20 protein-coding genes and 3 tRNA genes are annotated in these 24760 nt (G+C 58.6%); 14 read left to right on the top strand and 9 right to left on the bottom strand.

All coding sequences use genetic code 11. The annotated features are described in order from the left end of the window. Positions 1–103 precede the first annotated feature (103 nt). Genes ptrA through recD form a run of 3 tightly spaced genes read left to right on the top strand, consistent with a single transcriptional unit; the run spans position 104 to position 8369 of the window. On the top strand, positions 104–2995 hold the full coding sequence (gene ptrA, locus F3I47_RS15300) for a pitrilysin (protein ID WP_150030175.1): 2892 nt from the start codon (positions 104–106) through the stop codon (positions 2993–2995). Beyond that, a complete protein-coding gene (gene recB, locus F3I47_RS15295; protein ID WP_150030176.1) occupies positions 2992–6531 on the top strand; it encodes an exodeoxyribonuclease V subunit beta in 3540 nt (1179 codons plus the stop codon). The genes ptrA and recB overlap by 4 nt, the downstream gene beginning before the upstream one ends. Then, the gene (gene recD / locus F3I47_RS15290) at positions 6528–8369 is read left to right on the top strand and encodes an exodeoxyribonuclease V subunit alpha (RefSeq protein WP_058958013.1); all 1842 of its coding nucleotides are present in this window, start codon (positions 6528–6530) and stop codon (positions 8367–8369) included. The genes recB and recD overlap by 4 nt, the downstream gene beginning before the upstream one ends. Positions 8370–8420: 51 nt before the next feature. Here the strand turns inward: recD and argA are convergent, their stop codons facing one another. Continuing rightward, a complete protein-coding gene (argA, locus tag F3I47_RS15285) occupies positions 8421–9749 on the bottom strand; it encodes an amino-acid N-acetyltransferase (protein WP_009087010.1) in 1329 nt (442 codons plus the stop codon). Between the two features lie 232 nt (positions 9750–9981). Between argA and amiC the strand changes: the two genes are divergently transcribed. Next, on the top strand, positions 9982–11226 hold the full coding sequence (gene amiC / locus F3I47_RS15280; RefSeq protein ID WP_046102475.1) for an N-acetylmuramoyl-L-alanine amidase AmiC: 1245 nt from the start codon (positions 9982–9984) through the stop codon (positions 11224–11226). Between the two features lie 112 nt (positions 11227–11338). Here amiC and F3I47_RS15275 read toward each other — a convergent pair. The 3 genes from F3I47_RS15275 to F3I47_RS15265 all read right to left on the bottom strand — a co-directional run bounded on the left by F3I47_RS15275 (position 11339) and on the right by F3I47_RS15265 (position 11688). Continuing rightward, positions 11339–11415, bottom strand: a tRNA-Met gene (locus tag F3I47_RS15275). Between the two features lie 59 nt (positions 11416–11474). Next, positions 11475–11551 (bottom strand) — tRNA-Met (locus tag F3I47_RS15270). Positions 11552–11611: 60 nt separating this feature from the next. Beyond that, positions 11612–11688, bottom strand: a tRNA-Met gene (locus F3I47_RS15265). Positions 11689–11891: 203 nt separating this feature from the next. Between F3I47_RS15265 and mltA the strand changes: the two genes are divergently transcribed. Both mltA and tcdA read left to right on the top strand, forming a co-directional pair. Continuing rightward, complete coding sequence (gene mltA / locus F3I47_RS15260; RefSeq protein WP_009087006.1) at positions 11892–13040, top strand: murein transglycosylase A; 1149 nt, start codon at positions 11892–11894, stop codon at positions 13038–13040. Between the two features lie 48 nt (positions 13041–13088). Further along, complete coding sequence (gene tcdA / locus F3I47_RS15255; RefSeq protein WP_046102474.1) at positions 13089–13901, top strand: tRNA cyclic N6-threonylcarbamoyladenosine(37) synthase TcdA; 813 nt, start codon at positions 13089–13091, stop codon at positions 13899–13901. Here tcdA and csdE read toward each other — a convergent pair. Both csdE and csdA read right to left on the bottom strand, forming a co-directional pair. Next, positions 13880–14335 (bottom strand): cysteine desulfurase sulfur acceptor subunit CsdE, encoded by a 456-nt coding sequence (csdE, locus tag F3I47_RS15250; RefSeq protein WP_046102473.1) that lies wholly within the window; start codon positions 14333–14335, stop codon positions 13880–13882. The genes tcdA and csdE overlap by 22 nt on opposite strands. Positions 14336–14337: 2 nt before the next feature. Further along, entirely contained in the window at positions 14338–15546 is a 1209-nt protein-coding gene (gene csdA, locus F3I47_RS15245) for a cysteine desulfurase CsdA (protein WP_058958273.1), read from the bottom strand. A 209-nt stretch (positions 15547–15755) separates the two neighbouring features. On the opposite strand from csdA, the gene F3I47_RS15240 reads away from it, so the two are divergent. The 4 genes from F3I47_RS15240 (at position 15756) to rlmM (ending at position 18770) form a co-directional block, all read left to right on the top strand. Next, positions 15756–15980 carry a YgdI/YgdR family lipoprotein gene (locus tag F3I47_RS15240; protein WP_009087002.1) on the top strand — a complete coding sequence of 75 codons (225 nt, stop codon included), beginning with the start codon at positions 15756–15758 and terminating at the stop codon, positions 15978–15980. Positions 15981–16313: 333 nt separating this feature from the next. Continuing rightward, entirely contained in the window at positions 16314–17231 is a 918-nt protein-coding gene (locus F3I47_RS15235; RefSeq protein WP_046102471.1) for a transcriptional regulator GcvA, read from the top strand. Positions 17232–17281: 50 nt separating this feature from the next. Then, positions 17282–17677 carry a DUF423 domain-containing protein gene (locus F3I47_RS15230; RefSeq protein WP_009087000.1) on the top strand — a complete coding sequence of 132 codons (396 nt, stop codon included), beginning with the start codon at positions 17282–17284 and terminating at the stop codon, positions 17675–17677. After that, entirely contained in the window at positions 17670–18770 is a 1101-nt protein-coding gene (gene rlmM, locus F3I47_RS15225; protein ID WP_150030177.1) for a 23S rRNA (cytidine(2498)-2'-O)-methyltransferase RlmM, read from the top strand. The genes F3I47_RS15230 and rlmM overlap by 8 nt, the downstream gene beginning before the upstream one ends. Positions 18771–18794: 24 nt before the next feature. On the opposite strand, the gene xni is transcribed toward rlmM, so the two are convergent. From xni to queF, 3 genes are all read right to left on the bottom strand, one after another. Continuing rightward, a complete protein-coding gene (gene xni, locus F3I47_RS15220) occupies positions 18795–19550 on the bottom strand; it encodes a flap endonuclease Xni (protein ID WP_046102470.1) in 756 nt (251 codons plus the stop codon). Positions 19551–19585: 35 nt separating this feature from the next. Beyond that, complete coding sequence (gene ppnN, locus F3I47_RS15215) at positions 19586–20950, bottom strand: nucleotide 5'-monophosphate nucleosidase PpnN (protein WP_009086997.1); 1365 nt, start codon at positions 20948–20950, stop codon at positions 19586–19588. Between the two features lie 169 nt (positions 20951–21119). Next, positions 21120–21965: an NADPH-dependent 7-cyano-7-deazaguanine reductase QueF gene (queF, locus tag F3I47_RS15210; protein ID WP_009086996.1), complete on the bottom strand. Its 846-nt coding sequence runs from the start codon at positions 21963–21965 to the stop codon at positions 21120–21122. 62 nt (positions 21966–22027) lie between these two features. On the opposite strand from queF, the gene syd reads away from it, so the two are divergent. The 4 genes from syd (at position 22028) to F3I47_RS15190 (ending at position 24732) form a co-directional block, all read left to right on the top strand. Next, positions 22028–22576 carry a SecY-interacting protein gene (gene syd / locus F3I47_RS15205; RefSeq protein WP_150030178.1) on the top strand — a complete coding sequence of 183 codons (549 nt, stop codon included), beginning with the start codon at positions 22028–22030 and terminating at the stop codon, positions 22574–22576. A gap of 588 nt (positions 22577–23164) precedes the next feature. Beyond that, positions 23165–23494 (top strand): YqcC family protein, encoded by a 330-nt coding sequence (locus F3I47_RS15200; RefSeq protein ID WP_046102467.1) that lies wholly within the window; start codon positions 23165–23167, stop codon positions 23492–23494. Further along, on the top strand, positions 23494–24273 hold the full coding sequence (gene truC / locus F3I47_RS15195) for a tRNA pseudouridine(65) synthase TruC (RefSeq protein ID WP_150030179.1): 780 nt from the start codon (positions 23494–23496) through the stop codon (positions 24271–24273). The genes F3I47_RS15200 and truC overlap by 1 nt, the downstream gene beginning before the upstream one ends. A gap of 12 nt (positions 24274–24285) precedes the next feature. Then, the gene (locus tag F3I47_RS15190) at positions 24286–24732 is read left to right on the top strand and encodes a flavodoxin (protein WP_046102465.1); all 447 of its coding nucleotides are present in this window, start codon (positions 24286–24288) and stop codon (positions 24730–24732) included. Positions 24733–24760: the final 28 nt, after the last annotated feature.

The raw sequence follows: 24760 nt of genomic DNA, 5'->3' as shown, positions 1-24760 counted from the left end.
CAGATCGCATTTTGCAGACTGACTACACACACAGAAATTTTTGCCTGGCTTTGAGCCGCCGCGTCAGTAATTGGCGGCTTATCGGGAAACAAGAGGGGTTTACATGCGGCTACACGCACGCTGGATAGCGGCACTACTGTTGAGCCTGGTGGCTTGCACAGCCCTGGCGCAGACATCTGCAGGCTGGCAGCCAGTTAACGACACCATTCGCAAAAGTGACCAGGACCCCCGAAACTATCAGGCCATCCGTCTCGATAACGGACTGACGGTATTGCTGGTATCCGATCCGGTGGCACCGAAATCGCTGGCGGCGCTGACGCTGCCGATTGGATCGCTGGACGATCCCGATCAGCAGGCGGGACTGGCTCACTACCTCGAACATATGGTGCTGATGGGCTCAAAGCGCTACCCGCAGCCGGACAACCTGGCCGAGTTCCTGAAAAAGCATGGTGGCAGCCACAATGCCAGCACCGCCTCTTATCGCACCGCCTTTTATCTGGAAGTGGAAAATGCGGCGCTGGAACCGGCGGTCGACCGCCTGGCGGATGCCGTAGCGGCACCGCTGCTGGATCCGGTCAACGCTGACCGCGAGCGTCACGCCGTCAATGCCGAGCTGACCATGGCGCGCGCGCGTGATGGCCTGCGCATGGCTCAGGTCGGCGCCGAAACCCTGAACCCGGCACACCCGGCGTCGCGTTTTTCTGGCGGTAATTTAGAGACCCTGAAAGATAAGCCGGGCAGTAAACTGCACCAGGCGCTACTGGACTTCTACCACACGCATTACTCCGCTAACCTGATGAAGGCGGTCATCTACAGCAACAAACCGCTGCCGGAGATGGCGTCGATTGCGGCCAGAACCTTTGGCCGCATCAAAAATCACCATGCCAGCGTGCCGGAGATTAACGTGCCGGTGGTCACCGATGCGCAGCAGGGCATCATCATTCACTATGTGCCCGCCCAGCCGCGCAAGCAGCTCAAAATTGAATTCCGCATCGGGAACAACAGCGATCGTTTTCGCAGTAAAACGGACACGCTGATCAGCTACTTAATCAGTAACCGCAGCAAAAATACGCTGACCGACTGGCTGCAGAAGCAGGGGCTGGCGGACGGTGTCAATGCCGGCGCCGACCCGATGACCGAACGTAACAGCGGCGTGTTTGCCATTACGGTCTCCCTGACGGATAAAGGCCTGGCGCAGCGTGATGAAGTGGTGGCGGCGGTATTCAGCTACATCAGTCTGCTGCGTCAGCAGGGCGACGATAAGCGCTATTTCGATGAGGTCTCTCACGTACTGGCGCTCGACTTCCGCTATCCCTCTATCACCCGCGATATGGATTACATTGAGTGGCTGGCCGACACCATGCTGCGGGTGCCGGTGGAACACACGCTGGATGCGCCTTACCTGGCCGATCAGTACGATGCCGCCGCGATCGCTGCCCGCCTGCAGGAGATGACGCCGCAACGTGCGCGTATCTGGTACATCAGCCCGCAGGAGCCGCACAACAAAAAAGCCTACTTTGTGGACGCGCCTTATCAGGCAGAGAAAATCACGCCGCAGACCTTTGCTGACTGGCAGCAGCGCGCCAGTCAGATCGCGCTGGCAATGCCTGCGCTGAACCCCTATATTCCGGACGACTTCACGCTGCTGCCCGCTGACGGTAAAACCTGGCAGCATCCGGTCAGACTGGCTAATGATGACGGCATGCGCATTTACTGGATGCCCAGCCGCTATTATGCCCGCGAGCCAAAGGCGGCGATCACCCTGGCCTTACGCAACAGGCACGCCATCAGCGATGCGCGTCAGCAGGTGCTGTTCGGCCTGAATGACTACCTCTCCAGCCTGGCGCTGGACGAGCTTAATTCGCAGGCTTCGGTGGGCGGCATCAGCTTTTCAACCGGTGAAGATGAAGGTCTGGTGTTCAATGCCAGCGGCTTCACGCAGCGCCTGCCGGTGCTGCTGAAGAAACTGGTCGAAGGGTATGCCCACTTCCAGCCGACAGAGCAGCAACTGGCGCAGGCAAAATCCTGGTATCTGGAGCGGCTGGAGGCGGCGGAAAAGGGCAAGGCGTTTGAACAGGCGATTCAGCCGATGCAGATGCTCTCTCAGCTGCCTTATACCCAGCGCGAGACGCGCCGCAGACTGGTCAGCACAATCATGCTTGATGAGGTGACGGCTTACCGCGACGCGCTGTTCCGCGATGCGACGCCAGAGATGCTGGTGGTCGGCAACCTCAGTGCAGACAGCGTGACGCAGCTGGGACATGAACTTAAACAGCAGATGCAGAGTCACGCGACCCGCGACTGGCAGAGTCAGTATGTCTCGTTCGATAAACCGCTGAAGGCCAATCTGCAGCAGCCGGGCAGCAGTACCGACTCGGCGCTTGCCGCGCTCTATATTCCGCTGGGCTACAGCGAATATCAGAGCATGGCCAACAGCTCCATGCTGAGCCAGATCGTGCAGCCGTGGTTCTACAATCAGCTGCGCACAAAAGAGCAGCTCGGCTATGCGGTATTTGCCTTCCAGATGCCGGTCGGCCGACAGTGGGGCGTTGGCTTCCTGCTGCAGAGTAACAGCCGGCAACCCGACTGGCTGCTGCAGCGTTACCAGGCGTTCTATCCCGAGGCGGAAAAACGTCTGCGCAACATGAGCCAGGCCGATTTTGCGCAGTATCAGCAGGCGATGATCAATGACCTGCAGCAGCGTCCCCAGACGCTGGATGAAGAAGCCGATCGTTACAGCCGTGACTTCGATCGTCAGAATGAGACGTTTGATACCCGGCAGAAAGTGATAGAGCAGGTGCAGCTGCTCACCCCGGCCAGCGTGGCAGACTTTTTCCGCAAGGCGGTTATCGAACATAATGGCATGGTCATGACCTCGCAGATTGCGGGCAGTAACAATGGCAAAATTGACTATGCCCGGCAGCCTGGCTGGAAAACCTGGGATGAAGTGGCGCAGTTGCAGCAGTCGCTGCCGGTAAAGAGTGAGACCCAATGACGCAGTTACCCCCCGTATCGCTGAATCCTTTAACGCTGCCGCTCAGGGGTGAGCGGCTGATTGAGGCGTCTGCCGGCACCGGAAAAACCTTTACCATTGGCCTGCTCTATCTGCGCCTGCTGCTGGGGCTGGGTGAAGAAAACGCCTACAGCCGGCCGCTCTCGGTTGAAGAGATTCTGGTGGTGACCTTTACCGAGGCCGCCACCGCCGAGCTGCGCGGCCGTATCCGCGAGAACATCCACCAGCTGCGTCTGGCCTGTATCCGGGGCAAAAGCAGCAATCCGATGCATCAGCGATTACTGGAGCAGATGCCGGATCTGAGTCAGGCCGCGGCGCAGCTACTGGCCGCCGAAAGGCAGATGGATGAAGCCGCCATCTTTACCATCCACGGCTTCTGTCAGCGGATGCTCAATCTGAATGCGTTTGAGTCGGGCATGCTGTTTGAGCAGGAGCTGATCGAAGATGAGCAGGCGCTGCTGAAGCAGTCCGCCGCCGACTTCTGGCGTCGCCAGTGCTATCCGCTGTCGCTGGATGTGGCGCGGATTATCGCCGCAGAGTGGAGCGGGCCGGACAGCCTGCTGAACACGCTGCGTCCCTGGCTCCAGGGCGAAACGCCAGGACTGAAACGACCGCCCGCGGCCGATGAGACGCTGGCCTCCCGCCATGCCCGCAATCTGGCGCGCATCAACGCCATCAAACAGCAGTGGCAGGCGCTGAGTCGCGACGTTGAAGGCATCATCAGCGCCTCAGGCGTGGATAAGCGCAGCTACAGCAGTAAACATCTGCCCAACTGGGTCGCCAGAGTCACCCAGTGGGCCAGCAGTGAGACGCTGGATTATCAGCTGCCGAAGGAGCTGGAGCGGTTTGGCCAGCAGGTGCTGGAGGAGAAAACCAAAAAGGGTGAAGCACCACGCCACGCCCTGTTTGAGGCCATCGACCAGTTTCTGGCAGAGCCGCTGTCGCTGCGGGATGTGATCATTGCTCAGGCGCTGATCGATGTGCGCGCCACGGTTCAGCGCGAGAAGCGGTTGCGGGCGCTGTTAGGTTTTGACGACCTGCTCAGTAAGCTGGATGAGGCGCTGCAACAGCCTGGCGGGGTTCTGCTCGCGGAAACCATCCGGGCGCGTTTCCCGGTCGCCCTGATTGACGAATTCCAGGATACCGACCCGCAGCAATATCGTATTTTCCGCACGCTCTATGTGAATCAGCCGGAGCAGGCGCTGTTTCTGATCGGTGACCCGAAACAGGCGATCTACGCCTTTCGCGGCGCGGATATCTTTACCTATCTGCGGGCCAGAAACGAAGTCAGTGCTCACTACACGCTGGATACGAACTGGCGCTCTTCGCCGGAAATGGTCGAAAGCGTTAACCGCCTCTTCTCGCAGCTTGAGTCACCGTTCCTGTTCTCGGCAATCCCTTTTCAGCCGGTGCAGCCTGCGGCACCCAATCAGTCACTGAAACTGATTTATGATGGGCAGCCGCAACCGGCGTTACGCTTCTGGCTGCAACCCGGTGAGGGCGTCGGCAGCAGTGATTATCAGCAGTTTATGGCGCAGCAGTGTGCCGCCGACATCAGCCGCTGGCTGGTGGCCGGACAGCAGGGGCGCGCCTTTGCAGGAAAAGGGGAGGCGCTGCAGCCGGTGCGGGCTTCCGATATCACGGTGCTGGTGCGCAGCCGCAATGAAGCCACCTTAATCCGCGATACGCTGAATGCGCTGGCGATCCCCTCGGTCTACCTCTCCAGCCGCGACAGCGTCTATACCACGCCGGAAGCGCGTGAATTACTCTGGCTGCTGCAGGCGATTCAGGCCCCGGAGCAGGAGCGCTTACTGCGCAGCGCGCTGGCGACCTCTATCTTTGGCATTGATGCGGCGACGCTGGAAACGCTGAGCCAGAATGAACGCGACTGGGATGCGCTGGTCGAGCAGTTTGCCGTCTGGCAGCAGCTGTGGCACCAGCGCGGCGTGTTACCGATGCTGCGCGACGTGATGATCAAACGGCAGCTGGCGGAGAATATGCTGGCGTCGGAGAACGGAGAGCGGCGCCTGACCGATCTGATGCATCTGGGGGAATTGCTGCAGGAAGCCTCAGTGCAGCTGGAGAGCCCGCACGCGCTGGTGCGTTTTCTGGCGCAGCAGATTGCCCGCCCGAACAGCCAGGCCGCCAGCCAGCAGCTGCGTCTGGAGAGCGACCGCCACCTGGTGCAGATTATCACCATCCACAAATCGAAAGGGCTGCAATACCCGCTGGTCTGGCTTCCGTTTGCTGCCGGATTTCGCGAAGCGGCCAGTGCGCTTTACCACGACCGCGAAAGTTTTGCGGCTCTGCTGGACGTTCAGGGCGATGCACAAAGCCTGGCGCTGGCGGAAGAGGAGCGTCTGGCAGAGGATCTGCGCCTGCTCTATGTGGCGCTGACCCGCTCGGTGTATCACTGCAGCGTCGGGATTGCGCCGCTGATCAAAGGCACGCGTAAAAAAGAGGGCGAAAGCGATCTGCACAAGAGCGCGCTCGGCTATCTGATTCAGAAAGGCGAGGCGGCCGATGCGCAGCAGCTCAGCCGTTCTCTGCAGGCATTAACCGGGACGGGCATTGCGCTGGTCGAGGCAGATCTGCTGCCCGGCGAACGATGGCAGGATGCGCAGCCGGGCGACGACGTCCTGAGCAGCCGCGTCGTTACTCAGGCGCGAACGGATGTCTGGCGGGTCACCAGTTATTCCGGCCTGCAGCAGCACCACAGTTCGCCGCTGCTGGACGCATTGCCCAGCTTCGATATTGACGCGGCGGGCGAAGAGGAGAGCGGAGAAGAGACGGCACTGACGCCGCACCATTTTCCGCGCGGTGCGGCACCCGGTACGTTTCTGCACGGCCTGTTTGAGTCTATCGACTTTACTGAACCGCCGGACCGCATCTGGCTGGAAGATCAGCTGCAGCATAATGGCTACCCGCTGAGCTGGTTACCGGTGCTGGAGACGTGGATCGCGCGGGTGTTAGAGACCCCGCTCAACGCGGAGGGGCTGACGCTGTCGGCGATCAAAAGCAGCGAACGGCTGATCGAGATGGCGTTTTATCTGCCGATCGATAATCTGCTGACGGCAGCCGGGCTGGATGCGCTGCTGCGGCGGCACGACAGCCTCTCTCAGCAGGCTGCCTCGCTGGATTTTCGTCAGGTGCGGGGCATGCTGAAGGGCTTTATCGATCTGGTCTTCCGCTGGCAGGGAAAATATTATCTGCTCGACTACAAGTCGAACTGGCTGGGGGAAAGCCACAGCGCTTACACCCAGGAGGCGATGGCGCAGGCGATGATCGGGCACCGCTACGATCTGCAGTATCAGCTCTATACGCTGGCGCTGCATCGCTATCTGACCCATCGCCTGCCGGATTACCGCTACGATCGCGATTTTGGCGGCGTCTTTTATCTGTTTTTGCGCGGGATGGATGGCAGCTCGCCCGACAACGGCATTTTTGCTACCCGCCCCTCCGCAGAGTGTGTGGAGGAGATGGATGCACTGTTTGGTAAGAACGGAGAGAGAGGATGAGTGACATGCTGAGTCTGCTGCTGCAGGCTGTCGACAAACGTCTCCTGCGTCCGCTGGATATTCAGTTTGCCCGCCTTGTGGCTGCTGAATCACAGCCTGCGCTGCTGCTCGCGGCGGCCTGCGTCAGCGCCGAGGCGGGCGAAGGGCACGTCTGTTTACCGCTGAGCAACCTCTGTGAAGCCCGGCTGTTCGCCGGCCGGCAGCCTGCACTGGCTCAGGCGATCTGGCAGGCTGCTGGTGCGCCCGATAACTGGTCAGCTCGTCTTGCTGACTGGTCGGCGGTCAGCGACGGCAGTCGGGTGACACCCCTGGTGCTGAGCAATCAGCGTCTCTACCTGCATCGTCTGTGGCACAGCGAAGGCCGGGTTGCCGACTTTTTTGCCGCTCAGGAGATGACCTCCGCGCTGGATATGCGTGCCGCCGGTGAGGTGCTCAACAGCCTGTTTGGTGACCAGCCGGAAAACTGGCAGAAGATTGCGGCGGCGGTGGCGCTGACCCGCAAGACGGCGGTGATCTCCGGCGGCCCCGGCACCGGGAAAACCACCACCGTGGCGAAACTGCTCGCGGCGCTGATTCGTCTGCATCCCGGCGCGCTGCGGATCCAGCTGGCGGCCCCGACCGGTAAAGCTGCCGCGCGGCTGACCGAATCTCTGGGCAGGGCACTGCAGGATCTGGCCGTGAGTGACGAAGAGCGTCAGCGTTTTCCTGCTGAAGCCACGACCCTGCATCGCCTGCTGGGCGCGCAACCTGATACCCAGCGCCTGCGCTATCATGCCGGTAACCGGCTGCATCTTGATGTGCTGGTGGTGGATGAAGCCTCGATGGTCGATTTGCCGATGATGGCCAAACTGATTGCCGCGCTGCCGCCGCATGCCCGCGTGGTGTTTCTGGGCGATCGCGACCAGCTGGCCTCGGTTGAGGCGGGGGCGGTACTGGGCGACATCTGCCGCTGTACCGAAAGTGGCTACAGCCAGGCGCGGGCAGAACAGCTTGCCCTGCTGACCGGTTGCACCCTGCAGGGCAGTGACGATCTGCAGGCACCGACGGTGCGCGACAGCATCTGCCTGCTGCAGAAAAGTTACCGTTTTGACGCCTCATCCGGCATCGGTCTGCTGGCAAAAGCCATCAATCGTGGTGACGCGGAGGAGGTCAGGGCGGTGTTTGCTGAGGCCTATGAGGATGTCAGCTATCAGCCGCTGGACAGTGCGGAAGCCTATCAGGCGATGCTGGATGAGGTCGCCGCCGGTTATCAGCCTTTCCTGCAGCTGATCAGGGAGCAGGCCTCACCCGCAGAGGTGATTGCGGCGTTTGGCCGTTATCAGCTGCTCTGTGCACTGCGAGACGGCCCCTTTGGCGTACAGGGGCTGAATCAGCGCATCGAACAGCGGCTGATGCAGTTGCAGCGCCTCCGTCGTCCTGGCATCGGCAGCCGCTGGTATGCCGGGCGGCCGGTGATGATCACCCGCAATGACAGCGCGCTCGGCCTGTTTAACGGCGACATTGGCATTGCGCTGCGTGATGATGAGGGCAACCTCCGGGTCTTTTTCCCGCTGCCGGATGGCACGATCAAAGCGATTCAGCCGAGCCGTTTACCCTCACATGAAACCGCCTGGGTCATGACGGTGCATAAATCACAGGGATCGGAGTTTGACCACACTGCGCTGGTCATGCCAACTCAATCTCTGCCGGTACTGACCCGCGAACTGGTCTACACCGCCATTACGCGCGCGCGGCGTCAGCTGACCATCTACAGCGAACCGGGTGTGTTTCAGCGCGCCGTGCAGCTGCAGACGCAGCGACGCAGTGGTCTGGTCGATCGACTGAGCGCAGCAGGATAGAAGAGAGGGGAGAGTTCACATCCATGATCGCTCTCCCCCGGAGGGGTAACATCAGGTGAGGTCGGCCATCAGCACTTTTGAGCGCCGCTGATAGTTGTACATCTCTTTTTTACTTTCCGGCAGTGACTCGATATCTACCGGCGTAAAGCCGCGCTCCTGGAACCAGTGGATGCTGCGGGTGGTTAACACGAACAGTTTTTCCAGCCCCATCTGGCGCGCCTGAAGCGCCACACGCTGCAACAGCATCTCACCGCGTGAAGAGCTGCGATAGTCCGGATGCACCGCCACACAGGCCATTTCGCCAATCTTCTCATCCATAAAGGGATAGAGTGCCGCACAGGCGATGGTCAGGTTATCGCGCTGGATGATGGTGAATTTATCAATCTCCATCTCCAGCTGTTCGCGTGAGCGGCGAACCAGAATGCCCTGCTGCTCAAGCGGCCGGATCAGTTCGAGGATGCCGCCAATGTCGTTGATGTTGGCACGGCGGATCTGTTCTGCCGACTCCATCACGATCTGCGTACCGATACCGTCGCGAGAAAAGAGCTCCTGCAACAGCGCGCCATCTTCCTGATAGCTGATCAGGTGGCTGCGGCGGACTCCGCTGCGGCAGGCTTTCACCGCCCCCCTCAGGAAGCGCACCGTGCCGGAAAGGTAGTCACCCTCCTTTTCAATCTCGTCGATGCGGGCCTGCGCATCGTTCGGGAAGAGTTCGGAAATGATCTCGCCGTCGCTGTTCAGCACGCCCTGCTCAGAGCAGAAGCCGATCATTTTTTCCGCTTTAAGTTTGATCGCCAGCTGGGTGGCGACCTCTTCGGATGTCAGGTTAAAGCTCTCGCCGGTCACGGAAACTGCCACCGGGCCAAGCAGCACAATGGCGTCGTTATCCAGCTGACGATGAATCGCCGCCTCATCAATACGACGGATGCGGCCGCTGTGACAGTAATCCACGCCATCATCCACGCCCAGCGGCTGTGAAATGATGAAGTTGCCGCTCACCACATTGATATGCGCACCCTGCAGCGGCGTGTTGTTCAGACTCATCGAGAGGCGGGCCGTAATATCTAACTGCAGCCGGCCAGCAGCCTGTTTCACCAGCTCCAGGGATTGCGCGTCGGTCACCCGGGTAAACTTATGATAAACCGGCTCCAGCTGCTGCTGCGCCAGACTGGCATCAATCTGCGGGCGGGCGCCATAGACCACCACCAGACGGATACCCAGGCTGTGAAGCAGGCCGATATCATTGACGATGCCGGAGAAGTTCTCATGCTCAATCGCCTCGCCACCCAGCATGATGACAAAGGTTTTACCCCGGTGGGCATTGATATAGGGAACGGTATGGCGAAACCCCTGAACCAGCTCGGTACTACGTTCCTTCACGGCCAACCCTCAATGAATGTTTATTCGTATTTTTTGTATTTTTATGCTTTTGCGTGCCATTTTGCAAGCCTTAATCCTGACGAAAATTTACGTTTTTATGAGTGTCAAAGCCGCTAACAGCCTGCATTATTTAGGTTTTCCGGGGTGACATCATTCCGGGGATTGGATAAAGTTTTCGCCGCCATTTTATTAACTGGCGCTTTTTTAGACATTACTCAGCAGCTGGAGCGGCATGTCAGACGTTAATTCCCATTTTTCACGCAGACGATTTTTACAGGGGACAGGCGCCTTACTGCTGTTAAGCGTCAGCCGCACCGGGCTGGCGGCAAAAAATCACATTGTGGCCGTGCGCATCTGGCCCTCATCGACCTATTCACGGATGACGCTGGAGTCCAGCGTTGAGCTGAAATATAAGCAGTTTGCGCTGAGCAATCCTGAACGCCTGGTCATAGATATTCAGGGCCTGCACCTTAATCCGGTCCTGAAAGGGGTCAACAAACTGGTGCGGGTCGATGATCCCTTTATTAAACATGCCCGGGTCGGCCAGTTCGACAGCGACACGGTTCGCGTCGTTCTCGAATTAAAGCGCAACGTTTCGCCGAAGATCTTTAATCTGGCCCCGGTCGCCGGAATCAATCACCGGCTGGTGGTGGATCTCTATCCGACCCAGAACCAGGCGGAAGACGATCCGCTGCTGGCGCTGCTGAAAGATTATAATCAGGGCGCGCTGGAGAAAGACGCCGGGGTTCAGGCCCCTCTGCCGGGCAGGGCGGGACGCGATCGACCGATTGTCATCATGATCGATCCGGGGCACGGCGGGGAAGATCCGGGCGCGCACGGCAAATATAAGACCCGTGAAAAGGATATCGTGCTGAAGATCGGACGGCGGCTTAAAGCGCTGATCGACAAAGAGTCCAACATGAAGGCGTACATGACGCGCAATGAGGATGTCTTTATTCCGCTGCGCGTCAGGGTTGCTAAAGCCCGCAAACAGCGCGCCGATCTCTTTGTTTCCATCCATGCAGATGCCTTCACCAGCCGGGCGGCACGCGGTTCGTCAGTCTTTGCCTTATCCACCAGCGGGGCAACCTCCGCCGCGGCCCGTTTCCTGGCTCAGACGCAGAATGAATCCGATCTGATTGGCGGCGTCAGCAAAAGCGGTGACCGCTATCTCGATCACACCATGTTCGACATGGTGCAGCGTCAGACGATCCATGACAGCCTGAAGTTCGGTAAAGAGGTGCTGCATCGCATGGGCCGCATTAACCATCTGCACAAGCGCACTGTCGATCAGGCGGGATTTGCCGTGCTGAAAGCCCCGGATATCCCCTCTATTCTGGTGGAAACGGCGTTTATCAGTAACGTGGAGGAGGAGCGGAAGTTACGCACCACCCGCTATCAGCATCAGGTTGCGGAGGCGATTCTGAACGGCATCAAAGCCTATGTGGAGAGCGGGGCCGCGCTGGCGCATCGCTAATTAACGTGCGGGTAGCCCCGGTTATCCGCAGACTTTTCGCCATGGAAGAGAGAAAACAGAAGAGAAGGGGAACGGCAGAAACAAAAAAACACCCTTTCAGGTGTTTAAATAGTGGTTGCGGGGGCCGGATTTGAACCGACGACCTTCGGGTTATGAGCCCGACGAGCTACCAGGCTGCTCCACCCCGCGTCCGTCATGCGCTTTGCGACTTTTTATTTTCTGACATCTGTGAAACCGCTGCAAAAGTGTGGTTGCGGGGGCCGGATTTGAACCGACGACCTTCGGGTTATGAGCCCGACGAGCTACCAGGCTGCTCCACCCCGCGTCCGTCTTGCGCTTTGCGACTTTTCACATTGTCACTTCTGCCAGAGTGCTACAGAAGTATTGGTTGCGGGGGCCGGATTTGAACCGACGACCTTCGGGTTATGAGCCCGACGAGCTACCAGGCTGCTCCACCCCGCGTCCGTGGAAGCGCACTATACTCTCCGCGCTGATTGATGCAACCCCTTTTTGCAGATAAAAGCCAAATTAACAGCCAGTTGCTGAAGGATTCCCCCATCTGGCTAATTATTGAACTGTTCCGCGCGAGGTCAAAGCGGATGCATTTCATTCTGCCGGGGGCTTTGCTATCGTCGCGGGGCGAACAGTTATAAAAAGAGAAGAGAATGAAATTACATTGGGTGAAGTATGCACTCACTGGCGCGTTGATTACGCTGCTGGCGGCCTGTAGCTCTAAACCGACCGATCGCGGTCAGCAATATAAAGATGGCAAACTGGAACAGCCGCTGGCGCTGGTGAATCAGCCCAATGCCAAAGGCGCGCCGGTCAATGGCCGGGACTTTGGCGAGCAGGTTCGCCAGATCCAGTCCGCCTCGTCTGCGCTCTATGGTCGCCAGAACGGCACCTACAGCGCGATTGAGAGCTGGCTGATGGCGGGCGCCGACACCCGGCAGCTTCGTCAGTACGGGCTGAACGCCTGGCAGATGGAGGGCACGGATAACTACGGTAACGTACAGTTTACCGGTTACTATACGCCGGTGGTGCAGGCGCGCTACACCCGCCAGGGTGAATTCCAGTATCCGATTTATCGCATGCCGCCGCGCAAACGTGGTGCAAAACTCCCGAGCCGCGCCTCTATCTATAGTGGCGCACTCGATGACCGCTACATCATCGCCTACAGCAACTCGCTGATTGATAACTTCATGATGGATGTGCAGGGCAGTGGCTATGTCGACTTTGGCGATGGTCGCCCGATGAGCTTCTTTGGTTACGCCGGTAAAAATGGCTGGGGTTATCACAGCATCGGTAAGGAGCTGATCGACCGCGGTGAAGTGAAGCGCGAAGATATGTCGATGCAGGCGATTCGCCAGTGGGCGCAGGAGCACTCGCCGCAGGAAGTGCGTGCGCTGCTGGAGACAAACCCCTCTTTCGTCTTCTTTAAGGCGGAGCCTTTCACGCCGGTGCGCGGTGCCAGTGCGGTGCCGCTGGTAGCGAAAGCCTCTGTGGCTTCTGACCGCTCTATCATTCCGGCAGGCACGGTACTGCTGGCGGAAGTGCCACAGTTGAATGAGAAGGGCAAATTCAACGGCAAGTATGAGATGCGCCTGATGGTGGCCCTCGACGTGGGCGGTGCGATTAAAGGGCAGCACTTTGATATCTATCAGGGTATCGGCCCGGACGCGGCGCATCTGGCGGGCTTCTATAATCACTACGGACGCGTCTGGGTGCTCAAAGCCGCGCCGGGGGCCGGTCAGCCGCTGTTCTCCAGCCCGCAAAACGGCAACAGTGGTTCACTGCTTCTGGGCGCTAACTGATTTCTTCTCTGCGGGCCTGCGGGCCCGCACGACGTAACAGGTTCAACTATGAAAGTGTTAAACGACGCCTGGCATCAGCGCTTTGGCGGCACGGCGCGTCTCTATGGTCAGGATGCGCTGCAACGGTTTGCTGACGCTCACTTCTGCGTGATCGGTATCGGTGGCGTCGGCTCCTGGGCCGCAGAGGCGCTGGTGCGCACCGGCATTGGCAAAATTACCCTGATTGATATGGATGATGTCTGCATCACCAATACCAACCGACAGCTTCATGCGCTGCAGGGCAACGTCGGTAAGGCGAAAACAGAGGTGATGGCTGAGCGTCTGCGCGCCATCAATCCTGACTGTGACGTGATCTGCATTGATGACTTTATTACGCCTGATAACACCGCGGAACTGATGGCAGCCGGTTTCGACTACGTGATTGACGCGATCGACAGCGTGCGGCCTAAAGCGGCGCTGATCGCCTGGTGTCGCCGCAATAAGATCCCGCTGATCACCACCGGTGGCGCAGGCGGGCAGATTGATCCTACCCAGATCCAGGTCGCCGATCTGGCGAAGACCATCCAGGATCCGCTGGCGGCAAAGCTGCGTGAGCGACTGAAAGGTCTGGGCGTGGTGAAAAACAGCAAAGGAAAACTGGGCATCGACTGCGTTTTTTCCACCGAAGCGCTGGTCTATCCGCAGGCGGATGGCAGCGTCTGTGCGTCACGCGCCACGGCAGAAGGGCCAAAGAGAATGGACTGTTCGTCTGGCTTTGGTGCGGCCACCATGGTGACCGCCAGCTTTGGCTTTGTCGCCGTTTCGCACGCGCTGAAGAAATTTCTGGCGCGCGCAGCCCGTCAGGATGCCGTCAGCGCCTGACGTGCGGCCTGCCGGACCGCGTCGGCCAGCGCCTGCAGGCCACTGCTGCGTGAAGCACTAAGCTGAGCGCGCAGTCCCAGCGTATCAAACAGCGTCAGGGGATCGTCTGCCAGCAGCTGGTCAGGCATCCGGCCCTCAACGGCGGTCAGCAGTACCGCCAGCAGGCCACGTACGATGCGTCCTTCGCTGTCACCGTAGAAATGCAGCGCGCCATCCTCACGCAGCTGGCTGCCCAGCCAGACCCGGTTTTCACAGCCGCTCAGCTCGATGTCCGCGGTTTTCAGCGCCTCCGGCAGAGCCGGCAGCTGACGACTCAGCTGAATCAGCTGACGATAGCGATCTTCCCACTGATGAAAGTGGCTGAAACGCTCTGTCAGGCTGGCAACGGTAATCTGCTCGCCAAACGGGTGTGGCGCTAACAGCGATGAACACATAATCAAAACTCCGATAACAGCGCGACGGCGCTCTTCATGGCGCGCACCAGCGCATCAACATCCTGCAGGTTATTATAGGGGGCAAAAGAAGCCCGCAGCGTGCCGCTGACGCCCAGCGCCGCCAGCAGCGGCTGCGCACAGTGCTGACCGGCCCGCAGCGCGATGCCCTGTTCGGCCAGCAGCGTCACCAGATCGCTGTGATGCTGATCGGCAAAATCAAAGGCCAGCAGGCTGGCACTGCCACAGCGGAAGCTGCGGAAACCCGGCAGCTCCGCCAGCTGCTCCTCGGCCAGCGTTGCCAGCTGCTGGCTCCAGCGCTCCATCTGCGTCAGGTCGTACTGCGACAGCCAGCTCAGCGCGGCACTTAAGCCCACCACGCCCGCCACATTCGGTGTTCCTGCCTCGAAGCGCCACGGCACCGGCTGCGGCGTAAAGCCCGTGAAATCGACATCGGTAATCATCTTGCCGCCGCCCTGCCAGGGTTCCATCGCCTCCAGCAGTTCAGCTTTGCCATAGAGCGCACCGATGCCCATCGGCGCGTAAATTTTATGGCCGGAAAAGGCGTAAAAGTCGATATCCAGCGCCTGCAGATCGGGCGGGCAGTGCACCACCCCCTGCGCGCCATCGACCATCACCCTGGCACCCACATCGTGCGCCAGCTGAATCGCCCGGGCGAGATCGGGACAACCGCCAGTGACGTTCGACATCTGGCCGACCGCCAGCAGGCGGGTGCGGCGGTTCAGCAGGGCGGGCAAAAGGCCGATATCGGGCAGCCGGTCCGGCCCTAAGGGCCATTTCACCACGCGCGCACCGCAGGCCTGGGCGGCCATCAGCCAGGGCACCAGATTGGCGTGATGCTCTGCTTCGCTGACCACAATCTCGTCGCCGGGCTGTAAGCGCGGACGCAGCCAGCTGTTTGCCACCAGATTGATCGCTTCGGTGGTGCCGCGTGTCCAGACGATCTCACGATCGTCCGCGGCGTTAAGCCAGCGGGCAACCTGCGATCGCGCCTGCTCATAGCGCTGGGTCAGGGCCTGCGCGGCGGCAAACTGACTGCGGTGCACCGTGCCCGCACTCAGGCTGTAAAACTGCTGCGTACTCTCAATAACAGCCTGGGGTTTCAGCGTGGTCGCTGCGCTGTCGAGATAGACACCGGCGTCGGCGAGTGCGGGAAACTGCTGGCGAAATGCGGTGGGATTAAATGCGGTCATGCCTGGCCCATAGTGTGAATAATCAGGACCACACTGAAAGCGTGGTCGGCGTCTGGCAAAGCTGGAAAAGCGCGTTATGCTGAATATTGCAAGGTTTGAACCAAACCCGCATAACGATCGGACGTTCACTGGTCGATCTCACTTATCGGCTGCCTCTGGTTAGCGTAACGCGGGTGGTTTGATGCAATCAATCTACAAGGAGATAGCAGATGAATAAACTTACCGCAGTGCTGGCCGTGTGTACTCTGGCTTTTACCCTGGCGGGCTGTTCAAGCAATTACGTGATGCATACCAATGATGGACGCACCATTGTTGCTGATGGCAAGCCTAAGGTTGATGATGATACCGGTATGATCAGCTATAAAGATGCGAATGGCAACGAGCAGCAGATTAACCGTACTGACGTCAAAGAGATGGTTGAGATGGGCCAGTAAGCAGCAAAAAAAAGCACCGCAATTTGCGGTGCTATTTAAAATCACTATGGACAGACAGGGTAAATCTACAGGAATTAAGAGTTCGATCCGCAATCGTCGGATCAAAAAATTGCAAACACAACATCACGACCACAAGCCAAAAGCTTTCAGAAAATCTGCGAACTCACTCACAAATCTAAAAACTTTTCGTTCCGGCTCAGGAAGTGCGGCAACTATAGGTATTTGCTGGTGGTTCCTCAACGGACAAATTATAATGCCTCGGATTAAAAATTCTAATACGTAAACGCTTTGTATAAGCCCTCGTATTTTTCGCCGATCCGGATACGGAAAACCATGTCGAAACGCCTTCCTCCTCTCAATGCACTGCGTGTTTTTGACGCGGCTGCGCGTCATCTCAGCTTTACCAAAGCCGCTGAAGAGCTGTTTGTCACCCAGGCAGCTGTAAGCCATCAGATAAAGTCTCTGGAAGATTTTCTCGGGTTAAAGCTGTTCAGGCGGAGGAATCGTTCGTTATTACTGACGGAAGAAGGACAAAGCTACTACCTCGATATTAAAGAGATCTTCTCGGCGATAAACGAAGCGACCCGCAAGCTGCAGGCGCGCAGCGCCAAGGGGGCGCTGACCGTCAGTTTACTGCCGAGCTTTGCCATTCAGTGGCTGGTTCCCCGTCTTTCCAGCTTTAATATGGCTTATCCGGGGATTGATGTGCGCATCCAGGCTGTAGACCGCGACGAAGAAAAACTGGCCGACGATGTCGACGTGGCGATCTTTTACGGACGCGGTAACTGGCCGGGGCTGCGGGTGGAAAAACTCTATGCTGAATATCTGCTGCCGGTCTGTTCACCGTCGCTGATGACCGGCGATAATCCGCTGAAAACGCCGATGGACCTGTCGCGCTTTACGCTGCTGCATGACGCGTCCCGTCGTGACTGGCAATCCTATATCCGGCAGCTCGGCCTGCAGCATATTAATGTGCAGCAGGGGCCGATCTTCAGCCACAGCGCCATGGTGCTGCAGGCGGCGATTCATGGTCAGGGCGTGGCGCTGGCAAATAACGTCATGGCGCAGAGCGAAATCGAAGCGGGGCGGTTAATCTGTCCGTTTAATGATGTCTTAGTCAGTAAAAATGCTTTTTATCTGGTTTGTCATGACAGTCAGGCAGAACTGGGTAAAATAGCGGCCTTCCGACAGTGGATCCTGGCAAAAGCCGCAACCGAACAAGAAAAATTCCGCTTTCGTTACCAACAATAACATCTTGATTTGTTTGCATTACGATGCAAAAGCACCCTGAGGATCGGTTAATGTCCAGTCGTGCCATGTTTGTTTTTGCGGCTATCAGCGGTTTTCTGCTGGTGGCTTTTGGCGCATTTGGTGCCCACGTTTTACGTCAGTCGCTGGGCGCGGCTGAAATGGCCTGGATTCATACCGGGCTGGAATATCAGGCTTATCATACGCTCGCGGTGATGGGCCTGGGGGCGGCGATGTTGCGCCGCGCCAATATCTGGTTTTACTGGAGCAGTGCGCTGATGGCGCTCGGCACCGTGCTGTTCAGCGGCAGCCTCTACTGTCTGGCGCTGTCGCATCTGAAGTTTTGGGTTTTTATCACCCCCGTGGGCGGAATCTGTTTCCTCGCCGGTTGGGTATTGATGTTGATTGGCGCGCTGCGTCTTAAACGAAAGGCAGAACGCCATGAATAAAATTTTACTCTATTGTCGTCCCGGTTTTGAAAAAGAGTGCGCGGCGGAAATCAGCGCCAAAGCGGCAGAACGTGAAGTCTACGGTTTTCCGCGGGTTAAAGAGGATGCCGGCTATGTGCTCTTTGAGTGCTATCAGTTTGAAGATGCTGAGCGTCTGGTGCGGGAACTGCCGTTCCAGGAGCTGATCTTTGCCCGACAGATGCTGGTCGTGGGCGAACTGCTGCGCGACCTGCCGCAGGAGGATCGCATTACGCCGATTGTCGGTATGCTGACCGGCGTTGTTGAGAAGGGCGGCGAACTGCGTGTTGAAGTGCCGGACACCAACGAAGCCAAAGAGCTGACCAAATTCTGCCGTAAGTTTACCGTGCCGCTGCGCGCGGCCCTGCGTGAAAGTAAGATCCTGCTCAACTACGAAAGCCCGAAACGGCCGGTGGTGCATGTCTTCTTCATCGCGCCAGGCACCTGTTATGTCGGCTACTCCCTGCCGGAAAACAGCTCGCCGTTTTACATGGGGATTCCGCGCCTTAAGTTTCCATCGGATGCGCCAAGCCGCTCCACCCTGAAGCTGGAAGAGGCGTTTCACGTCTTTATTCCGGCCGATGAGTGGGATGAGCGCTTAGCCAGCGGCATGTACGCGGTCGATCTGGGTGCCTGTCCGGGCGGCTGGACCTATCAGCTGGTCAGACGCAGCATGATGGTTTACGCGGTCGACAACGGTCCGATGGCCCTGAGCCTGATGGAAACCGGTCAGGTGATGCACGAAAAAGCGGACGGTTTTAAGTTCCGTCCGCCACGCACCAATATCAGCTGGCTGGTGTGTGACATGGTGGAGAAACCGGTTCGCGTGGCAAATCTGATGGCCGACTGGCTGGTCAACGGCTGGTGCCGTGAAGCGATCTTCAACCTCAAGTTGCCGATGAAAAAGCGTTATGAAGAGGTAACGCAGAATCTGGCGATGCTTCAGGAGAGGCTGAATGAGAATGGCATTAACGCTCAGATCCAGGCGCGTCAGCTCTATCACGATCGCGAAGAGGTGACGGTGCATGTCCGTCGCATCTGGGCCGCCACGGGTGGCCGCCGCGACGAACGTTAATCACCGGGCTGAGTGTTGCGGCACTCAGCCACGATAACGCAGCGTATTCAGATTGCCTGCCAGCAGCAGATCCCGTTTCAGTGTCGCGACCTGACGGCTGATTTCCGCCATCTGCTGGCCTTCTGCGAGCTTTTCCCGCCATTTAGCCGGCACCTTATCGAGCTGCTGATAGATCCCCTCCAGCGTGTGAAACTCTGCGAGCAGCTGTTTCGCGCTTTTCGGGCCGATACCGCTGACACCCGGGATCTTACTGCTGCTGATCCCGCATAATCCCCAGAAGTCGGGCAACCGCTGCGGGGGAACGCCAAATTCGGCGTCGATAAAGGGCTGGTCGAGCCAGCGCTTCTGGAAGTAATCGCGGATGCGGATTTCCGGAGCCAGCAACTGGCAGTAGCCTTTATCCGTGGAGACAATAGTGGCCTGATGGCCGGCCTGGGCCATTTTGACCGCCAGCGTCGCCGCCAGATCATCTGCCTCATCCTCGCCCGCCATCCAGCAGCTTACCCCGGCGGCACGAAAGGCTTCCTGCAGCGCCGGCATCTCCGCCTGCAAATCCTCAGGCATCGGCGGACGCCCGCTTTTGTAATCAGCTAACAGCTGATGACGCCAGCCCTGATGACGCGCGTCGCCATCAAATACGGCCACGGCGTGCGTCGGGCGGGTGTGGCCTAAGACCTGACGCAGCGCGGCGACGCAGCCTTCGACACAGGGGGAGCCCTGAACCGCATGGAGACGGCGTATCAGGTTCAGCGCATCAACAATAACAAGATGAAGAGCCATGAGAGTCCGGGCAGCCCGATGGGCTGCCTCCTGGTTTATTTAATGATTTCGTAGCAGGGGATGTAGGCGGTGCCGGGCAGTTTCATACGCTGCTGAGCAACGAAGCCCTGCAGCAGCTCGTCCATGCGGTGCATGATGTCGGCATCGCCATGCAGCCGGTAACGTCCCTTCTCACGGATTTCGCGGATCCCGATCTCTTTCACGTTACCGGCTACGATGCCTGAGAAGGCCCGGCGCAGGTCAGCAGCCAGCTTTTCAGGAGGCTGGTTGGTGTAGAGATTGAGGTTCGCCATGTTTTCATGGGTCGGCAGGAAAGGGATCTGCAGATCGGGCTCGATGCGGATGGACCAGTTGAAACTATACGCATCGCCGGTTTCGCGACGATTCTCTTTGACCTGCGGCATCGCTTTCTTCATCAGACGCGCCACTTCGGCTGCATCGTTGATGATGATCTGATAATGCTTACGCGCCTGCTCGCCCAGCGTGTTAACAATGAAATCATCCAGCACGCGGAAGTAGTCGGCACTCTCTTCCGGTCCGGTCAGGATCAGCGGCAGCACCTGGTCCTTGTTCTGCGGGTTCATCAGAATGCCCAGCAGGTAGAGCAGCTCTTCGGCGGTGCCGACCCCGCCCGGGAAAATGATAATGCCGTGGGCAATACGCACAAAGGCTTCCAGACGCTTCTCAATGTCCGGCATGATGATCAGCTCATTGACCAGCGGGTTAGGCGGTTCCGCCGCAATAATTGAGGGTTCGGTGAGACCAATAAAGCGGCTGTCACGGTAGCGCTGCTGCGCATGGCCGACGGCGGCCCCTTTCATCGGTGCTTCCATGACGCCGGGTCCGCAGCCGGTACAGATATTCAGCTCACGCAGGCCCAGCTGTGTGCCGACATTGCGGCAATACTGATATTCAACCGCGTTAATGGAGTGACCGCCCCAGCAGACCACGGTGTTGGGGTACTCACCGATGTGCAGTGCCCGTGCATTACGCAGAATGGAGAAAACGGTGTTGGTGATCGTGGCGGAGTCATTCTCTTCACCCGCGGTTAAGCGCCCCGGCATGGCGAGCTGGCCGCTGACAAACAGGATGTCGCGCAGTACCGCAAACAGGTTCGCCTGCAGGGACCGGATAATGCGGCCATCCACAAAGGCCTCTTCCGGTGGGTTGATCAGCTCCAGTTTGACGCCACGCTCACGGCGCAGCACGTTGATGTCGAAGTTTTCAAAGCGGGAGAGCAGTTCGTGGCTGCTGTCAGTCTGGCTGCCAGAGTTAAGCACGGCCAGAGAGCAATTGCGGAACAGCTGATAGAGGTCGCTGCTGGCGGTGCGCTTGAGCATATCGACTTCCAGCTGCGAGAGCAGATCCATTGAGCCAAGGGGGCTGATATGGGTAATCAAATGAACTCCTTTACACCCGCCTGGGTGCGTGTTGGCACTGCAACGGCAGTGACGAAAATCCCTGGTCGGCAACCCGCAGATTGCCGCCATCACCAGAGTAGCCTTGTCGGCCCGCCCAGCTCAAGCGGAACTGCGCTTCCTTCATGCAGCCTGCGAGAGCTCTCGCAAACTACTGACGCACCAGACGCGAAAAACCGGGCGAGAAGGGCACATTCGTGCGCCATGGGTTGATATCCAGCCCGCCGCGCCGCGTGTAGCGCGCATAGACCGTCAGCGCTTCCGGGTGGCAGAAGCGCATCACATCGTTAAAGATGCGTTCGACACACTGTTCATGAAATTCGTTGTGCTGGCGGAAGGAGACCAGATAACGCAGCAGCGCTTCGCGGTGAATGCGCGGACCTTTGTAGCGGATCATCACCGAGCCCCAGTCGGGCTGATGGGTAATCAGGCAGTTTGATTTGAGCAGATGGCTGACCAGCGTCTCTTCCACGATTTCGCTGCCTGCGGCATCGGCCAGATAGTCAGCGTTAAAACGATAATCCTCGATGGCGATATCCTGCTCATCAATGCAGGTCCCCTCAAAATGACCGATCGGCTGTCCTTCGATTTCATTCAGACGGAACAGCGCCACCCGCACGTCACCTTCAGCACAGGCGCGGAGATCGCGCTCCAGCGTCTGACGCACCTCACCCCAGTCGGCAAAGCGGGTCTGGTTGAAGCTGTTGAGATAGAGCTTGAAGCTTTTCGACTCGATGAGGTTGCGGCTATGCGCATCCAGCACCACTTCACCCACGGCAACCTGCGGCAGCCCCTTGCTGTTCAGCCAGGAGAGCTCATACAGCGTCCAGATATCGCCGCCGGTAAACGGCAGACTTTCAGGAAACAGGCCAAGAGGTTCGCGGTTCAGGCTGCGCGGCACCGCCTGCAATAAGCCATTGTCATAGCGATCGTGATAGGCTGTGGGCTTGCCCAGCGTCAGGTTGCTGAGTGCCTGATCCTGTTCGTGTGTAGTCATTGCGGTTACCACCAGAATTCATCAAAGTGGCTAAGTGTAACCCATCAGAAGTGAGAATATGAATGATGCAGCAAACTGCCGCCGCGTTGCGCAACTTTACCACCCGTTACTGCCAGCACTGGCTGGCGCAGACGGGGCATGCTCCGGCCAGCCGCGATCTCGCTGGCGTCGCGTCGCCCTGCGCGCTGGAGGAGCGTGAGGAGCAGGTCATCTGGCAGCCGCAGCCTTTTAGTCTGCCGCCGACACTGGATGGAGTCGAGCGGGCCGTGGATCTGCAGCTGCAGCCGTCAGTCACCGCCTTCTATACCACGCAGTTTGCCGGCGACATGCCGGCGCGTCATGGTGAGAATCAGCTGACGCTGTTGCAGGTGTGGAGTGAAGAGGATTTCCTGCGGCTTCAGGAGAACCTGATTGGGCATCTGGTTATGCAGCGCCGCCTCCGACAGTCACCGACGCTGTTTATCGCCACGACGGCGTCAGACGAGGAGATCGTCTCCCTCTCTAACCTGACTGGCGAGGTGATTCTGGAACAGCCTGGCCGTAAACAGCGCCAGATTATTGCGGAAAATCTTGAGATGTTTCTTAAGTCATTACAACCGGTTATCATCTGAATTGCAGTGATTTGCCGCCTCGCTTGTGAGAGATCTCTTACATGTGGTGTGAGAGATCGCTATATAAAATCTGAGCCATCCGGAAGGCTGCAATGTAAAAATATTGTGAATCATCAACTTAATGGCGATTATCTGAATTTGTGCCGCACATTTTGTAAAGTTCAGCTGTAAGTCACTTGTGCGCGTAACGAGTTCTGTCAAAATATTTCCCACTGCAGGATGCTCAGGAAAAAGATATCGTCAGGATGATGATAAGCCATGAGGCAGGAACGTAACGGAGCTTACGGCACACGGAAGGTTTCAGGATGAAACAGGATCGCTCAGGATTGAGTCAGGGACACCTCCAGGATGGAGAACGGGAGCCCCTCGGACGAGGTGGCGGGCCAGGATGCTTAGGAATCATCAGGACGATGCGCGACAGGAGTTCGCACTGGACAAGTTGTCACGGAAGAGCAGGGAGCATTAACGTAGCAGGATGGCTGCAAACGAACCGGGAGCACTGTTTATACAGTGCTCCCTTTTTTTGTGCCTGTGCCAACAAGTGATATGCTTGCCGCCCATTTTTTGACGGCTAGCCGGAGGTGGCGCATGACGCCTGAACAATTGATTACGCAGCGGCTGGAGCAGCTGGAAGCGGTGATGCGTGAATATCAGCTCTGGCAGAGCACGCCGCCTGCCGTGGAGGCACTGGAGAGTCGTGAACCCTTCTGCCTCGATACGCTTGAGCCGCTGCAATGGCTCCAGTGGGTGCTGATTCCGCGGATGCACGCCCTGATGGCAGCCGGCCATCCGCTGCCGCAAAACTTTGCCGTCGCGCCCTATTATGAGGTTGCGCTGGTGCCTGACCAGCCCGGTATTGCACCGCTGCTGCTCACGCTGCGTCAGCTGGATGCGTTGCTCAGGGATGCGGCCCACTGATGCTTGAGATACTCTATCAGGATGCGTGGCTGGTTGCGGTCAACAAGCCCAGCGGCTGGCTGGTGCATCGCAGCTGGCTGGATCGGCATGAAACCGTGTTTGTGATGCAGACCGTGCGTGATCAGATCGGCCAGCATGTCTTTACCGCCCATCGTCTGGACAAGCCGACCTCCGGGGTGCTGCTGATGGGCCTCTCGAGTGAGGTTGGCCGCCAGCTTTCTCAGCAGTTTGAACAGCATCAGATGCAGAAAACCTATCACGCCGTGGTGCGTGGCTGGCTGGAGAGCAGCGGGTCGCTGGACTATCCGCTGGTTGAAGAGCGGGACAAAATCGCGGACAAGCACGCCACTGAAGCACGTGCCGCACAGCCCGCGGTCACCGACTATCAGTCGCTGGCCACGGTCGAGATGCCGGTCGCCATCAGCCGTTACCCCACCTCGCGCTACAGTCTGGTTGAGCTCTCACCTAAAACCGGTCGCAAACATCAGCTGCGCCGTCATATGTCCCACCTGCGTCATCCGATTATTGGCGATTCGGCGCATGGCGACCTGCGTCAGAACCGGGGCGCCGCGCAACATTTTGGCGCTGACCGGCTGATGCTGCACGCCAGCAGTCTGGCCCTGACCCACCCGGTGACCGGCGAGCCACTGGTGCTGCGCGCCGGGCTGGATAGCGTCTGGCAGAGGCTGATGACGCAGTTTGGCTGGCAGGATTGCATTCCTGAGGTGCCGCGGGTTGAGTTTGAGGCCGCGCCAGGACAGGATAACGTTTCAGAATAAGGGAGAGATCAGATGGCAAAGATTGGCATTTTTGTGGGGACGGTTTACGGCAATGCGCTGCTGGTGGCGGAAGAGGCCGAGCCGATTCTGCAGCAGCAGGGGCACAGCGTGACCCTGTTTGATGACCCGACGCTGGCGGACTGGCAGGCCTTTGCAGGCGATGTGGCGCTAATCGTCACCTCAACCACCGGGCAGGGCGATTTTCCTGACACCATTTCCGGTCTGTTCCACGCGATAAAGGATCAGCTGGGGCACCAGCCCGCGCTGCGCTATGGCGTCATTGCGCTGGGCGACAGCAGTTACGACCACTTCTGTGGCGCGGGCAAAGCCTTTGATGCGCTGCTGCAGGAGCAGGGCGCACAGCGGGTCGGTGAGGTGCTGCTGGTGGATGCCACCGAAAATCCAGAACCGGAAGCGGTGACCTCGCCCTGGGTCGATGCCTGGGGTGCGCTGCTCTGATCGCCTCGCCCGGGCTCTCTCTGCCAGC

The organism is Pantoea sp. M_10, from assembly GCF_008631515.1.
Classification (GTDB): Bacteria; Pseudomonadota; Gammaproteobacteria; order Enterobacterales; family Enterobacteriaceae; genus Pantoea; species Pantoea anthophila.
Note: the sequence above shows the minus strand (reverse complement) of the source record. Positions and strands in the feature narration are given on the sequence as shown.

Coding starts and splice junctions, on each gene's coding strand:
- ptrA (WP_150030175.1), top strand. CDS start 104: ATGCGGCTACACGCACGCTGGATAGCGGCACTACTGTTGAGCCTGGTG.
- recB (WP_150030176.1), top strand. CDS start 2,992: ATGACGCAGTTACCCCCCGTATCGCTGAATCCTTTAACGCTGCCGCTC.
- recD (WP_058958013.1), top strand. CDS start 6,528: ATGAGTGACATGCTGAGTCTGCTGCTGCAGGCTGTCGACAAACGTCTC.
- amiC (WP_046102475.1), top strand. CDS start 9,982: ATGTCAGACGTTAATTCCCATTTTTCACGCAGACGATTTTTACAGGGG.
- mltA (WP_009087006.1), top strand. CDS start 11,892: ATGAAATTACATTGGGTGAAGTATGCACTCACTGGCGCGTTGATTACG.
- tcdA (WP_046102474.1), top strand. CDS start 13,089: ATGAAAGTGTTAAACGACGCCTGGCATCAGCGCTTTGGCGGCACGGCG.
- csdE (WP_046102473.1), bottom strand. CDS start 14,335: ATGTGTTCATCGCTGTTAGCGCCACACCCGTTTGGCGAGCAGATTACC.
- csdA (WP_058958273.1), bottom strand. CDS start 15,546: ATGACCGCATTTAATCCCACCGCATTTCGCCAGCAGTTTCCCGCACTC.
- F3I47_RS15240 (WP_009087002.1), top strand. CDS start 15,756: ATGAATAAACTTACCGCAGTGCTGGCCGTGTGTACTCTGGCTTTTACC.
- F3I47_RS15235 (WP_046102471.1), top strand. CDS start 16,314: ATGTCGAAACGCCTTCCTCCTCTCAATGCACTGCGTGTTTTTGACGCG.
- F3I47_RS15230 (WP_009087000.1), top strand. CDS start 17,282: ATGTCCAGTCGTGCCATGTTTGTTTTTGCGGCTATCAGCGGTTTTCTG.
- rlmM (WP_150030177.1), top strand. CDS start 17,670: ATGAATAAAATTTTACTCTATTGTCGTCCCGGTTTTGAAAAAGAGTGC.
- xni (WP_046102470.1), bottom strand. CDS start 19,550: ATGGCTCTTCATCTTGTTATTGTTGATGCGCTGAACCTGATACGCCGT.
- queF (WP_009086996.1), bottom strand. CDS start 21,965: ATGACTACACACGAACAGGATCAGGCACTCAGCAACCTGACGCTGGGC.
- syd (WP_150030178.1), top strand. CDS start 22,028: ATGATGCAGCAAACTGCCGCCGCGTTGCGCAACTTTACCACCCGTTAC.
- F3I47_RS15200 (WP_046102467.1), top strand. CDS start 23,165: ATGACGCCTGAACAATTGATTACGCAGCGGCTGGAGCAGCTGGAAGCG.
- truC (WP_150030179.1), top strand. CDS start 23,494: ATGCTTGAGATACTCTATCAGGATGCGTGGCTGGTTGCGGTCAACAAG.
- F3I47_RS15190 (WP_046102465.1), top strand. CDS start 24,286: ATGGCAAAGATTGGCATTTTTGTGGGGACGGTTTACGGCAATGCGCTG.